At 59.5% G+C, this 12,472-nt stretch carries 16 protein-coding genes and 1 pseudogene; 9 read left to right on the forward strand and 8 right to left on the reverse strand.

Translation table 11 applies throughout. The features are described 5' to 3' along the window. Positions 1-906: LysR family transcriptional regulator (locus FY112_RS05670; protein WP_151517931.1), on the forward strand; the 906-nt coding region annotated here is incomplete at its 5' end. A 218-nt stretch (positions 907-1,124) separates the two neighbouring features. On the opposite strand, the gene FY112_RS05675 is transcribed toward FY112_RS05670, so the two are convergent. From FY112_RS05675 to FY112_RS36625, 4 genes are all read right to left on the reverse strand, one after another. Next, entirely contained in the window at positions 1,125-1,604 is a 480-nt protein-coding gene (locus FY112_RS05675) for a pyridoxamine 5'-phosphate oxidase family protein (RefSeq protein ID WP_065284573.1), read from the reverse strand. Between the two features lie 108 nt (positions 1,605-1,712). Beyond that, positions 1,713-1,907: a hypothetical protein gene (locus FY112_RS05680; RefSeq protein ID WP_151517932.1), complete on the reverse strand. Its 195-nt coding sequence runs from the start codon at positions 1,905-1,907 to the stop codon at positions 1,713-1,715. Between the two features lie 62 nt (positions 1,908-1,969). Next, positions 1,970-2,206 carry a 30S ribosomal protein S21 gene (gene rpsU, locus FY112_RS05685; RefSeq protein ID WP_003538346.1) on the reverse strand — a complete coding sequence of 79 codons (237 nt, stop codon included), beginning with the start codon at positions 2,204-2,206 and terminating at the stop codon, positions 1,970-1,972. A gap of 40 nt (positions 2,207-2,246) precedes the next feature. After that, the gene (locus FY112_RS36625) at positions 2,247-2,399 is read right to left on the reverse strand and encodes a hypothetical protein (protein WP_168279639.1); all 153 of its coding nucleotides are present in this window, start codon (positions 2,397-2,399) and stop codon (positions 2,247-2,249) included. Between the two features lie 453 nt (positions 2,400-2,852). Here FY112_RS36625 and FY112_RS05695 point away from each other — a divergent pair, with 453 nt between their 5' ends. From FY112_RS05695 to FY112_RS05725, 6 genes are all read left to right on the forward strand, one after another. Then, positions 2,853-3,572 (forward strand): Ig-like domain-containing protein, encoded by a 720-nt coding sequence (locus FY112_RS05695; protein ID WP_017958271.1) that lies wholly within the window; start codon positions 2,853-2,855, stop codon positions 3,570-3,572. A gap of 167 nt (positions 3,573-3,739) precedes the next feature. Further along, positions 3,740-3,928: a hypothetical protein gene (locus FY112_RS05700; protein ID WP_017958272.1), complete on the forward strand. Its 189-nt coding sequence runs from the start codon at positions 3,740-3,742 to the stop codon at positions 3,926-3,928. 101 nt (positions 3,929-4,029) lie between these two features. Continuing rightward, on the forward strand, positions 4,030-5,304 hold the full coding sequence (locus FY112_RS05705) for a helix-turn-helix transcriptional regulator (protein WP_151517933.1): 1,275 nt from the start codon (positions 4,030-4,032) through the stop codon (positions 5,302-5,304). Between the two features lie 304 nt (positions 5,305-5,608). Next, a complete protein-coding gene (locus FY112_RS05715) occupies positions 5,609-7,147 on the forward strand; it encodes a DUF4173 domain-containing protein (RefSeq protein WP_151517934.1) in 1,539 nt (512 codons plus the stop codon). Then, on the forward strand, positions 7,147-7,851 hold the full coding sequence (locus tag FY112_RS05720; RefSeq protein WP_151517935.1) for a response regulator: 705 nt from the start codon (positions 7,147-7,149) through the stop codon (positions 7,849-7,851). Before FY112_RS05715 ends, FY112_RS05720 begins: the two co-directional genes overlap by 1 nt. Beyond that, complete coding sequence (locus FY112_RS05725; protein WP_131709598.1) at positions 7,851-8,864, forward strand: HAMP domain-containing sensor histidine kinase; 1,014 nt, start codon at positions 7,851-7,853, stop codon at positions 8,862-8,864. Before FY112_RS05720 ends, FY112_RS05725 begins: the two co-directional genes overlap by 1 nt. 73 nt (positions 8,865-8,937) lie before the next feature. Here FY112_RS05725 and FY112_RS05730 read toward each other — a convergent pair whose 3' ends face one another. Further along, positions 8,938-9,537 carry a TetR/AcrR family transcriptional regulator gene (locus FY112_RS05730; RefSeq protein WP_151517936.1) on the reverse strand — a complete coding sequence of 200 codons (600 nt, stop codon included), beginning with the start codon at positions 9,535-9,537 and terminating at the stop codon, positions 8,938-8,940. Positions 9,538-9,657: 120 nt separating this feature from the next. Here FY112_RS05730 and FY112_RS05735 point away from each other — a divergent pair, with 120 nt between their 5' ends. Both FY112_RS05735 and FY112_RS05740 read left to right on the forward strand, forming a co-directional pair. Then, positions 9,658-10,086 carry a hypothetical protein gene (locus FY112_RS05735; protein WP_062940465.1) on the forward strand — a complete coding sequence of 143 codons (429 nt, stop codon included), beginning with the start codon at positions 9,658-9,660 and terminating at the stop codon, positions 10,084-10,086. Positions 10,087-10,180: 94 nt separating this feature from the next. Next, positions 10,181-10,576: a VOC family protein gene (locus FY112_RS05740; protein WP_062940466.1), complete on the forward strand. Its 396-nt coding sequence runs from the start codon at positions 10,181-10,183 to the stop codon at positions 10,574-10,576. A gap of 87 nt (positions 10,577-10,663) precedes the next feature. Here the strand turns inward: FY112_RS05740 and FY112_RS05745 are convergent, their stop codons facing one another. The 3 genes and pseudogenes from FY112_RS05745 to FY112_RS05755 all read right to left on the reverse strand — a co-directional run. Further along, positions 10,664-11,428, reverse strand: coding sequence for an SDR family NAD(P)-dependent oxidoreductase (locus tag FY112_RS05745; protein WP_151517937.1), 765 nt, complete (start codon positions 11,426-11,428; stop codon positions 10,664-10,666). A 52-nt stretch (positions 11,429-11,480) separates the two neighbouring features. Continuing rightward, positions 11,481-12,209, reverse strand: a complete 729-nt coding sequence (locus FY112_RS05750) for an SDR family oxidoreductase (protein WP_017958278.1) — start codon at positions 12,207-12,209, stop codon at positions 11,481-11,483. A gap of 25 nt (positions 12,210-12,234) precedes the next feature. Continuing rightward, positions 12,235-12,472, reverse strand: a pseudogene (locus FY112_RS05755) (sugar ABC transporter permease); the annotation flags it as partial.

Raw genomic sequence — 12,472 nt, forward strand, 5'->3', positions numbered from 1 at the left:
AAAGCAGATCTGGGTGATCTCAATGCCTTTGTTGCCGTGGCACGTGCCGGCGGTTTTCGCGAAGGCGCGCGCGTCAGCGGCAGCAGCGCCTCCTTCCTCAGCGAAGCGGTGCGCCGCCTGGAGGCTCAGCTCGGCGTCAGGCTGCTCAACCGGACAACACGAAGCGTCGTCCCGACCGAAGCGGGCAAGGGCTTGCTGGAGCGGCTCGGCCCTGCTTTGAGCGAGGTGGAGTCTGCCCTCGACGTCGTCAACGGTTTTCGCGACAGGCCGGCCGGTGCGCTGCGCCTCAATGTGCCGGTCAGCGCGGCGCGGCTGGTGCTGCCCGCCATCGTTCCACCGTTCCTCGCCGCCTATCCCGATATTCGGCTGGAAGTGGTCACCGACGAGAGCTTTGTCGACGTGATCGCGGCCGGCTGCGACGCCGGCATCCGCTATGACGAGCGGCTGGAGCAGGATATGATCGCGATACCGATCGGGCCACGCGTCCAGCGCTTTGCCATCGCAGCCTCCCCGGACTACCTCGATCGCCGTGGCCGGCCGCAACAACCGAGCGAGCTGCTCGGCCATGCCTGTCTATTGGGTCGCTTTGCCAGCGGCGCGATGACGGCGCCGTGGGAGTTCGAGCGCGATGGCGAGATAGTGCGGGTCGATCCGACGGGGCCGCTGATCGTGCGGGTCGGCGGGGCGACCGACCTGGCCGTCGATGCAGCGATATCAGGAACAGGGATCGTCTGCCTCTTCGAGGACTGGCTGCGCCCGCATATCGACAGTGGCGCGCTCGAGCCCATCCTCGAACCGTGGTGGCAACGCTTCTCCGGGCCGTTCCTATACTATCCCGGGCGTCGGCTGGTACCGGCGCCGCTCCGCGCATTCATCGATTTCGTCAAGGCATCGGCTCCGGCATAATTCCTTAGCCGGAATCGATCCAAGGATAAAATGATGCAGCAATTCAAAGTGTTACAGCATCCTTTGCGCCTGAAAGATGCGGCGCTGTAAGCGGCCTTAATGGCCGACGATGCGCTAAAGCATGTCTCGCAAAAGTGTGCAGCGGTTTTGCGGCAAAGACATGCGGAAAAACAAAGACCTAAAGCGCGGCACGCGAATCTGAAAGATCGCGACGCGCTTTAGAGTTTGACCTCGGCATTGTCGCCCATATCAGGTTTGCTGTTCGAGACTGCTGCGGCCGCCATCTTGATATAGCTGATGATCGTGCCTGGGCTGTCCCAATATTCGGCCGAAGCCGGCGTCATCTTGAGGATACGGATGGAAGGATCGTCGGGATTGTCCCACCACGCCTTTGCCGGCGTTGCCCATAATTCCCTGATTCTCTCCCGGTCGTTTTGCACCTCGGCCGTCCCCGATACGGAAACATATTTCTGTCCCTTGGTGTCGGCAAAGGCGAGGCACACGTTTGGCCAGCGAGTGATTTCATCGTCCTTGTGACTGCTGACATCCGTCAGGAAATAGATCGCATTCTCGAGCTGCGCGGTATAGGCGGACATCGGCCGGGCTCGCAGATCGTCGCCGCTGCGGGTCGTCAGCATGCAAAACCCGATCTTGTCGATCAATTCCCATACCCGTGTCGCATCGTCTTGATTGGCCATCGTCATCTCCATCTGTGCAAGAGACGAAGTAACCATCTGCCGCGGCCGAGGTTCCCAGTCGGCGGGCCTAATGAGCCCATTCCCAAGGTGATTGAGGCACGCAGTCGATCAATGGACGCTTGGGGTTTTCATGACCATTGCAAAGTCTTCGGCGACCAGTTCGCTGACGGCGATGAGAACTTCCTCCCGGGAAAAGCCCGATGTCAGAGCGCGTTGAATCAGATCCTGCAGATCCGGCGCCACGACATCGCGGCAATCCTCGAGGCGTTCTTCCGAAACGGTGAGGCTATTGAGTTCGTCCATTGTCTGTCCTTTCAGGGGAATGTAACCGCCAAAGCCCGGGAAGGCTGGCGAGGATAAAGCCGCTAACGAGCGGCCACCGCCCGCTTCGGACCGGGCAGCAGGCCTTCACGCTGCATCTGCTTGCGTGCAGCCTTGCGATGTCGGCTGATCGCCTGTGCCTTTTCCCTGACGCGCCGTTCGGACGGCTTCTCATAGGCGCGCCGTTCCTTCATTTCGCGGAACAGCCCTTCGCGCTGCATTTTCTTTTTCAAGACTCTGAGCGCTTGATCGACATTGTTGTCTCTGACGAGTACCTGCATTGCGAGTTCTCCTTGTTTGGGATGGTGCGCCGATCGCCGCTCAGCCGAGCTGCTCGGCGATCAGAGCCTGCAATTCGCGGCGGGTGAGAAGGCAGGGAAACGGCTTCCAGCTCTTGGGAGCATTGCGGACAGCCTCGTCATCCTCACGCGGATTCGCCGCCGCAACCGCGGTGACTGTATGTGTATTGTTCAAAAAGAAATCCTTTGCCGGCCTTGGCCAGCGTTATCGATTGTTTGTGGGATTGCCCATCACGCAGCCTTAAGGCGCGCGCCGATCCATAAGCGTCTCAATCCGCAGCCGGCAACGGCTTGGATTTCAGCTTGGATCGGGTACATCAGCAACATAGGGCTCAGCGAGCAGAATTGCAACGGATAGCCCGGATGGTTGGCGCGGGGCATCGCCAATCGCCTTCAGATATACTCAGTACCATTTTATTCAAGTTAGCCGGGTATAGTTTTTGCCGAATTTTCTTCAATTTTGCGCGGGAGTGACATTATTCCGCCAGAATGGAAGCAACGCGAAGATCGCCATCGAAATTAACCTTCCGTTAAATAGGCCATTGACTTGTAGTATTAATAGGTTGTTAAAGGAGCCGCTCGCTGAGGTCGAAATTGACCCGCTAATAAACATTTTGAGGAGAGAGCAATGGCTTCGCCGATACATGCAACTGATGATAGTGCAACATTTCAAGAAACCGACGTTATTTCCGGAAATCTGCTTTCCAACGATTCCTCCGACAACGGCCACTTGTTCCTGCGCGCCTTCGACGGCGCAAGCGTAGGCGCCAAGCAGGGCAACAGCCAGGTTACCGAAATCCAGGGCGATTACGGCACCTTTTTCGTCAAGCCGGACGGCAGCTACACCTATGTCCTGAGCGACGCCGCCAAGATCGGTTTCGCCAACGGTGAATCGTTCCAGGAGAAGGTTTCCTACAAGATCTCCGACGGCAGCGGTCATACCGATGTCGGCCTGTTCACCCTGAACATCCAGGGCGTAACGCAAGTCAAGCCGATCGCAGTCGAGGATACCTTCAGCTTCACCGAAGGCAGCGCCATCGGCGGCAACGTTCTGGACAACGACATTGCCGGCGACAACGGCAAGATGTTCCTGCGTCAGTTCCTGACCGAGCAGGTAGACGCCAAGGATGGCGCCGTTACCGACGTTGCCGGCACCTACGGCATGTTCCACGTCAAGGCGGATGGCACATTCACCTATGAACTGACCTCGGATCTGGATGCAGGTCAGACGTACACGGAAGTTCTCCGTTACTACAAGATCTCCGATGGCGAAGGCCACACGGACACTGCCAAGGTGACGCTGAACATCACCGGCACGGATGCTCATCCCGACGGCGTCGGTGTTTGATCCGCAGCGATAGATCAGTGAGACACGACGCCCGCCGCGCAATCGGCGGGCGTCCGCATATTCGCCACTCTGATACAAGGCCCGGCGGGACGCCGGTATATAATCCTTTTTAGCTAGTTCTTATAGACGCGGCGGAGGAGTAGTCTCGAAGTTCGGAGGACACGCCCTTGACCGAACACATCGAACCCAAGCAAATCGAGACAGACGATCTGACGAAAGTCTGGTCCGTAACCGAGTTCTGCGCTCGCCATCGGATAGATGCCGAGGAACAGGCGCTGCTGCTCAAACTTTTCGGCCCGTTCGCGACCGCCTCCGAATTGCTTCACAATGCCAAGCGCGCGCCAAGATTCAGATGAAGCCCTCTCCATTTCTTCAACGATCTTCTCACAAATCCCGGTAAGTCATTCGGTGAACGAGACGGCGCAAGATATCGCCTGATCGGGTGAGGCTCGCTATCTTGCCTCTCAGACATTTAGGCAGTAATCGAAATGGTGCGATCGTTGCATTTGGCGGAACCATCATCGTGAAAACGAGCGGCGCTGATATGGATCATGTCGATATCGTTGATGCTGTCTATCAGGCGGCGGTCCGTTCAGAACTATGGCCGGATACGCTGTGCGCGATCGTTGATTACGTCGGTGCCGTCGCCGGAAATATTGTCTATCAGGCACCTGATGGCCGCGGCAGCTTTCTGATCCCCGGCCGCATGCGTGAAGATTTGAATGCGCTCTATCTTCAGCATTACACGGGCAACCCCTATGCCCGCGAATTCGAGAAGGTAAAGCCGGGCGAGATTGCAGTCGGCAATAGGTTGATCGATGCAGAGGCCGTAAGGCATTCCGCGTTTTACGCCGATATCTGCGAGCCTCAAAACATCTTCAATCAGCTCTTCCTGCCGCATGCGAGCCTGCACGAGCGGGGAGGTATCGGCGGTGTCGCTCTGTTCCTGTCTCGTCAGCAAGACGAGCATGCCGCGGAAGCGGCAGCACGGTTAGAGCGGCTGAGCCCGCATATGGCGCGGGCGATCGATCTTTCCTTTCAGGTAAACCGGATCGCCCGCGCACCCGAATTGCCGCAACGGCTGATCGATGCAATCGCGGATGCGGCCGTGCTGATCGATAGTCGGGGTGCCGTCCTTCTCTTGAATGCGGCTGCCGAAGCACTGCTCAAGCAGGCCGACGGCATTTTTCTCAGCCGATCCGAGAGACCCTCACTTGCCGCCCATATTTCGAAGACATCCACCCGCCTAGTGAACGCCATTCGTCAGGCTTTGCTGATAGCCGATGGCGAAGACACGCCTTTCGACGGGGCATTGTCGATCTCCCGGCCATCGGGTTTGCCGCCCTATCTGGTGATGATCACGCCGCTTGCACCGACAGCGGTTTCGATATGGGATGCGGTTGATAGTGGAGCGCGCGTCCTCATTCATATCGTCGATCCGGAAGCGAAGACGCGTCGGCAAGCGCAACAACTGCAACACATCTTTGGCCTGACCGAAGCCGAAACCCGGGTCGCCGCACTGATCGGCAGCGGAATGAATCTGCCCGAGATTGCCCGGGTTCTTGGAATTTCGTCCAACACGGTAAAAACCCACACCGGCCGATGCTTTGGCAAAACGGGGGTACGATCCCAGGCGGCTCTCGCCAGGCTGATTGCCTCGATCCCGATCGCCGGAAACAGGCCGGCGACGCCGTCCCGCGCGAATGGAAAGAGCCGTCCGCGGCAATCGTAAATTCTACTAGGCTATCTTCACACGATGATCTGGAGAGGCCTGCTGCATGACCTCATAGGTCCGGGTGATTTTCCTGAATTGCTGCTCACTCTCTGCACAAAATCTGCAATTTGGCGCGGCATTCTTCCGCCATGAGCAAGAACGACATCCCCCTCGCGCCACACCGTCCGGCTTTGCCGGATCGCCTCCGCAATGACGGATGGTGGCTGACGGAGGCGAGCTGGCCTCGAGGAACCGCCTCCGAGGAGACCCCAGCAACCATGCTCATCGTGATCGAAAAGCGGCATCTGCGAGAGGAGCACCAATGGACACAACCGACACCCTGACAGAAGCAATGCCGATCAGGCGTGGCGGCGGCCGGATTGCCACGCTATTTGCGCTGGTGGCGCTGGCTGATTTTCTGATCTTTGGTCAGATGCCCGGCATAAACCTTTTCCTGTTTGCGCTCGCCGTCTGCGCCGGCATTCTACTTTCGGCCGGGAAGGTCCGGGCGCCGTCAATGCCTGCACTCCTGCTTGGTTTCGCGGTTCTGGCGTCGGCACCTCTGCTGGAAGCGCCCTCATTAACCGGCATCGCCCTTTGCTTCAGTGCGCTGATAGCGGTTGCTCTCGTCGGCGCCAGGCCTATGCCTCGCAGTCTGACCGGTCTGCCGCTGGTGTTTCTCCGTTTCACTCTTGTCATTCCCTTGCGGCTTGCCGGCGATATTAGGAAATATCTTAAGACGCCGGCCAAACGTTTCTCCTTCACCGTCGTTTGGCAGGGCGTCGGCCTCTGGATCATGCCGCTCGCTCTCGCCGCAGTCTTCGTGTTCCTCTTTGCGGCTGCAAACCCGCTTATCGAGATCGCGCTGCGCAGCATCCGCTTTGCCGTTCTGTTGCAGTTTCTCGACCTTTGGCGGATCGGCTTCTGGATGATGATCGCTACTGTGGTCTGGGCGATGTTGCGGCCGCGCCTGAAGCGGCGCATTGCGAGGTCGCAAGCCAGCAGGGCGTTCGTCATCGTACCGACCAGAAATGCACTGTTCGGCCAGGCCTCCCTGCTGCGGTCGCTGCTCCTCTTCAACGCGCTCTTTGCCGTGCAGACACTTCTCGATCTCGTCTATCTCTGGGGCGGCGCAGACCTGCCCGATCACATGAGCTATGCCGAATACGCTCATCGCGGCGCCTATCCGCTGATTGCGACGGCGCTTCTGGCCGCCGGTTTTGTTCTCTTCGCCATGCGGCGCGGCGGGCCTGGCGATCAAAATTCGCTGATCCGCGGCCTCGTCCACGCCTGGATCGGTCAGAACATTCTTCTCTGCCTGTCCTCGATGCTGCGGCTTGGGCTTTACGTCGAGGCCTATTCGCTGACGGAACTGCGCGTCGCCGCCGGTCTCTGGATGGGCCTCGTCGCTTTCGGCCTTGTCTTGATCCTGCTGCGCATTCTGCTCAACCGATCCAACGAGTGGCTGATCGCCGCAAACCTCGCTTCCCTGATTGCTGTGCTCTATATCAGCGCCTTCATCGATTTCCCTGATGTCATCGCCCGCTTCAATGTCGCCCACAGCCAGGAGATCAGCCATGAAGGCCCGCCGCTCGACCTCGATTATCTCTCCTCGCTCGGTCCTTCCGTCATTCCGGCGCTCGATCTCTACCTCCTCAAGCTGCCGGATCACCTGATCGACCAGAGGAGCCAAGCTGCGACAGTTCGGTACTACCTCGCCAGGAATTTTGAGATGCGCCGGCGGGACTGGCGGAACTGGACCTTCCGGGCGGCGCGGTTGGAGAGTTATCTTCTGGCTCCCATTGCAAGACAGAACGAGAACGATAACAACAGGCACGACAAACCAATGCAGGACTGGTGATGGCGCCCCGCATTCTCGTCGTCGATGACGAACCTCATATCCGCGACGTGATTTGCTTCGCCCTTGAGCGCGCCGGCCTGGCATCGATGGCCGCCCGTAACGGCACCGAGGCGATGACGGCCTTCCGCCGCGGCAACATCGATCTCATCATCCTCGATATCGGCATGCCCGACATGGACGGCCTGGAGGTCTGTCGCCATATCCGCAAGACGTCGGCATTGCCGATCCTGTTCCTTTCGGCGCGCGACGAGGAGATCGACAGGGTGCTCGGTCTCGAAATCGGCGGGGACGATTATGTCACCAAGCCGTTCAGTCCGCGCGAACTCGTGGCTAGGGTCAAGGCGATTTTGAAGCGCAGCAGCAATGAAGCGGGGGCTGATAGACGCCACGCCACCCTTGTCGCCGGTGAACTCAGCCTGGATCGGCGTGGCAGGACGGTTATGTTTGGCGAGAGCACCATCGCAATGACAGCGCTCGAATTCGCAATCCTGAACGCATTATTGTCACGCCCCGATATGGTCTTCAGCCGCGAACAGCTGATGGCGGCGGCCTATGGCGCTGGAACCTATGTCGCTGACCGGACGATCGACAGCCATATCCGCAACATCAGGGCCAAGTTCCTGGCGGTCGGCGGTTCCGCGATCATTGCAACCGTTCACGGCATCGGCTTCAAACTCGGCATCGAAAGCGGGAGGAAGGCCTGATGTCGGCACCGAAAATCAGGACGAAATGGCGGCCGACGCTGGCGCTGATCGTCTATGTCGTGCTTCTCGCGGTCATGGCGCTGCCGATCCTGATCGTCATCTGGTTTCGTGCCGTGGAGGCGAGTTCGAACCGGATGGCACCAGCGGAGATCGGCGCCCTCGTCGTCGCCTTCATACTGACGCTCGGCGTTGCCTATGTGCTGACGCGCACCATCACCGGGCCTATCGACGCTTTGATCGCCCGGACGGAAGAGATCGCCCGCGGCGGCAAGGGAGCAATCCAGCCGCTTGAAAGCTATGGAACGCGCGAGATCGCCGTCCTGTCGCAAAGCTTCCTCGATCTCGCCGGAAAACTGGTCGATCGCACCGAATATGTTCGCTCCTTTGCCGCCCATGTCTCCCACGAACTGAAATCGCCGCTGACGGCCATCCGCGGTGCGGCAGAGCTTTTGCGCGATGACGATGCCGAAAGGCCGATGACGAAGGCGCAGCGTTTGCACTTTCTCGACAACATCATCGCCGATGCCGTCCGGCTCGATGCATTGTTGCAGCGGCTGAGGGAACTTGCGCAGGCGGAAACGCCTGTCGCCGAGGGCAGAAGCAGCATCACGGACATCATATCCTCACTGCGCGGGCGATTTCCCGCTCTCAATATTTCCGGCGCCGGCGATACGGAAATATCGGTTGCTCTTCCCCAGGAGGCAGCCGGCATCGTGTTTGCCAATCTTGCCGAAAACGCTCTTCAGCACGGTGCCACGCTGTTGGAACTCAGAATATCGGTCGATGCCCGAACAGCCGTCATTCTTGTCTGTGACGACGGCAGCGGTATTTCCGAGGCAAATCGCCAACGCATCTTTCAGCCGTTCTTCTCAACCCGCCGCGAACAGGGCGGTACCGGCATGGGCCTCGGTATCGTCCGTGCCATGCTGAGCTCTCATGGCGGTACGATCCGCCTGGTGAAGACGACCAGCGCCGGCACCAAGTTCGAAATCACCATCCCCGGACCGAGCTGACGTTCCAGAGACTGATCGGAACATTGCTCGGAAAGGCGTCCCCTGAGCAAGGTGATGTCGCCAAGCCAGTGGATCAGTTTCCAGGCTCTATCGTCGTCAATGCAGCCTGCGCGATGACATCTGCAATGCGTTTGGACAGCGCCGGGTCTGAAGCAGCGCGGGCGAGGGTCACACCGCCACTGAGCATGGCGAGCAGCAAGATCGCCTGATCTTCCCGGCGCCTTTTGGATTGACCCGGTATCTCACTCTCCGGCAAGCCGACCGCAACTTCCTCGATGAGACGTTTGAGTTCTGCCGTATAGGCGCTTCGTGTTTCATCGTCTGCGCGCATGACGTCGGGGGAAAGGCTCGGCAGAGCGCAGCTCTCGGCCAGGTCGCAGGTTCTTTTATAGCCGAGATAGTAGCCGACGAATGTCGTCAGCCAGTCTTTCGGTTGACTGGCCTTTAGCGCCGCAATTCCTTGCCGCAGATCTTCGAGGCCGGTTAGCACGGCGGTGCGAAAGGCTTCGCCCTTGGACTTGAAATGTCCGTAGAAGGCACCGTTGGTCACGCCTGCCGCCTTGGTCAATGCATCGATGCCCGCACCGCCATAGCCTTCCTTTCTAAAAACCTGTCCAGCCGCGGCAATGACGCGCGTTCGAGTCTCCTGCTTATGTCCCGCACTGTATCGCATGCATGTCCCTTTTAAGAGCGATCACTCTTTATGTCTTGCTAGGAGAGTGATCGATGTGTATGCATAAAGAGTGATCGGTATATATTAAAAACGGTCACGGTTCAAACAAGGAGACATGCGATGCCCATCACGCTCACCGTACCCGAAGGCCTGCTCTCACAGGAGGCCCAGGCGCAGGCCTTTGCCGGATTGACGGACGCAGTGCTCGATGCCGCCGGCTTGACCGGCAATGACTTCATGACAGCCAATATTATCGGCACGATCAACGTGCTGCCGCGGGAGCATGTACTTGCGGCGGGAGAGCCGATTGCTGCAGCCTTCGTTGAGCTCAAGCTGCCCGAGATAGCGCTGGTGAGCGCTGAAGCAAAACAGTCCTTCTTCGAAAAAGCGGCCGATGTCATCGAACAGGCCGCCGAAGGCCGGCTCAAGCGTGAGCATATATGGTCGAACATCGTCTACGCGCCTGAAGGGGCCTGGGGTATCGCCGGCCGCAGCTATAACAACGCCGATCTCGTCGGCGCCATCCAGGGTGCGGTTGCCGCCTCGTAACGATGGCGGCGTACGCTCGGAAATCTCAGACTTGATGCAATGCCGGGCCGGCGATACCAGGCGTCGCGGTCCAGCGCCTTGACGGAGCCAGACCATGCAGCTTGCCAACTATCTGTTCTTTTCCACCGGTTGCGAAGAGGCGCTCGCCTTCTATGCCGAGTGCGGGCTTGGTCGGATCACGCAATTGGAGCGCCACGGCGCAGACGGGATGCCCGTTGCCAGCGAAGCCATGCGGGGCAAGGTGATGCACGCTCGTTTCGAAGGACCTGGTATTCTGTTCTTCGCCTCGGACAATCACGATGCCGAGCCGATGCGAGGTTCCGCCCATATGCTGATCATGGACGACCGAGACAGTACCGCCAGCCTCTTCGCACGGCTGGCCGAGGGGGGCAAGATTACGACACCGCTCGCCGTCCAGCCATGGGGAAGCTATTATGGTAAGCTCACTGATCGCTTTGGAGTCCAGTGGATGCTTGATTGCCTGGCGTGAGCATGTGCTGTCCATATGACGGCAGGAGAGAACCTCGCCCCGACCAAGCTATTGCGAGCCACCCTCCCCCCATCTCCTGTTCACGTCTCACCGCGTCGTATAACCGCCGTCGATAACCAGCACTTCGCCGGTGACATAACTTGCCGCCGCCGAGCAGAGGAACAATGCGGCACCCGCCACCTCCTCCGGCTGCCCGACGCGTCCCATCGGGGTCATGCCGCGCCAGATTGGGAACCAGTCGGGATTGTCGATGCCGCCGCGCGACAGATCGGTCTCGATATAGCCGGGGGCGATGGCGTTGACGCGGATATTCTCGGCGGCAACTTCGCTGGCGAGGCTTTTCGTCATCATGTGGACCGCCGCCTTGGAGGTATTATAGGCGACCTGGTTCTGGGGAATGTTGGACACGATGCCCGATATCGAGCCGATATTGAGGATGGCGCCGCCGCCTTGGCGCCGCATCGGTGCTAATGCGGCGCGGCAGGCGCGAAAGACGGCGTCGACATTGACCGTCATGATCTCGCGCCAGATGGTATCGGGAAATTCGCCGCTGTCGCCGTGAATGGCGATGCCGGCATTGTTGACGAGGATGTCGAGCCGCCCCGCCCGCGAAAGAGTCTCAGCGACGAGTTCGGCGGCAGCGCTTTCCTTCGTCAGGGTGACGGCGATGAAATCGCAATCCACGCCGGCCTTGGAGAGCTGATCTTCCGCGGCCGGATTGCGGGTTCTGCCGGTGATGATGACTTTAGCACCCGCCTCGCCGAGCGCCTCGGCGATGGCAAGCCCGATGCCGCGCGTGCCGCCAGTCACCAGCGCCACCTGTCCGTTCAGGCGAAATCTGTCGAAGATCATGGCCGTTTCCTCTTGAGTGGGTTCGCGAGTGTAGAAGGCGGATGCACTTTCGTCAGATGTCGGCGCTCTGCGGCAGGATGACGAGATCGCGGATGGTGATGTTGCGTGGGCGTGTCAGCATGAAGAGCACGGCTTCGGCCACTTCGTTCGCCTCCATCAGGCCGCCGGCTGCGAGCGCCTCGTCTAACTTCTCCTGCGGCCAATCGCTGAGAAGGGCGGTGACGACTGGGCCTGGAGCGACAGCGCCGACGCGCAAGCCATGCTTGGCCACCTGCCGCCTCAGCGTGTGGACGAATGCCTGGACCGCGTGTTTCGAGGCCGTATAAATCGGCTCCCAGACGACGGGGATCATGCCGGCGACGGAACTCGTCAGGATGATATCCCCGGTCTTGCGCTCGACCATATGCGGCAAAACGGCATGCACCGAACGGAAGGCGGCGTTGATGTTCAGGTTGAGCATCCGGTCCCAGGCATCCGGGTCGCCGCCCAGCACCTCGCCGCCGATATAGGAGCCGGCATTGGCGTGGAAGATGTCCAGCTGGCCGGCTTTCTCCAGAATCTCAGGCATCATCCGTTCGACGCTTTTCGGATCGATGAGATCGATGACCAAGGGAATGGCGTTGGCGTCGAGTTTCGAGCAGATTTCCTTCAAGGCGTCTTCATTCCGGTCGACCAGCACGACCCGAGCGCCCGCGGCAAGCATGGTCTTGGCGCATTCAAGGCCGATACCCGACGCCGCTCCGGTGACAGCCGCGACTTTTCCAGACAGATCCTGTCCCATTTTCTTCCTCTGCTTTCTGGTTGCTTTAGGCTCGGCCGTGCGAAATTCGCGATCGGCGTGCCAGCGAGTCGACGATGACGGCGACGGCCAGGACAGCGCCGGTGATCATGTATCGAAGCGACGACGACAGATCGAGAAGCGTCAGCCCGCTGGCGATCGACTGGATGACGATGACGCCGAGAAGGGCTGAATAGGCACTGCCGCGCCCGCCGAACAGGCTCGTGCCGCCGATGACTGCCGCAGCGATGGCATTGAGATTGACA

Origin of the sequence: Rhizobium sp. PEPV16, from assembly GCF_008919455.1 — a bacterium.
Classification (GTDB): domain Bacteria; phylum Pseudomonadota; class Alphaproteobacteria; order Rhizobiales; family Rhizobiaceae; genus Rhizobium; species Rhizobium leguminosarum_Q.

Coding starts and splice junctions, on each gene's coding strand:
- FY112_RS05675 (WP_065284573.1), bottom strand. CDS start 1,604: ATGGCCAATCAAGACGATGCGACACGGGTATGGGAATTGATCGACAAG.
- FY112_RS05680 (WP_151517932.1), bottom strand. CDS start 1,907: ATGGACGAACTCAATAGCCTCACCGTTTCGGAAGAACGCCTCGAGGAT.
- rpsU (WP_003538346.1), bottom strand. CDS start 2,206: ATGCAGGTACTCGTCAGAGACAACAATGTCGATCAAGCGCTCAGAGTC.
- FY112_RS05695 (WP_017958271.1), top strand. CDS start 2,853: ATGGCTTCGCCGATACATGCAACTGATGATAGTGCAACATTTCAAGAA.
- FY112_RS05715 (WP_151517934.1), top strand. CDS start 5,609: ATGGACACAACCGACACCCTGACAGAAGCAATGCCGATCAGGCGTGGC.
- FY112_RS05720 (WP_151517935.1), top strand. CDS start 7,147: ATGGCGCCCCGCATTCTCGTCGTCGATGACGAACCTCATATCCGCGAC.
- FY112_RS05725 (WP_131709598.1), top strand. CDS start 7,851: ATGTCGGCACCGAAAATCAGGACGAAATGGCGGCCGACGCTGGCGCTG.
- FY112_RS05730 (WP_151517936.1), bottom strand. CDS start 9,537: ATGCGATACAGTGCGGGACATAAGCAGGAGACTCGAACGCGCGTCATT.
- FY112_RS05735 (WP_062940465.1), top strand. CDS start 9,658: ATGCCCATCACGCTCACCGTACCCGAAGGCCTGCTCTCACAGGAGGCC.
- FY112_RS05740 (WP_062940466.1), top strand. CDS start 10,181: ATGCAGCTTGCCAACTATCTGTTCTTTTCCACCGGTTGCGAAGAGGCG.
- FY112_RS05745 (WP_151517937.1), bottom strand. CDS start 11,428: ATGATCTTCGACAGATTTCGCCTGAACGGACAGGTGGCGCTGGTGACT.
- FY112_RS05750 (WP_017958278.1), bottom strand. CDS start 12,209: ATGGGACAGGATCTGTCTGGAAAAGTCGCGGCTGTCACCGGAGCGGCG.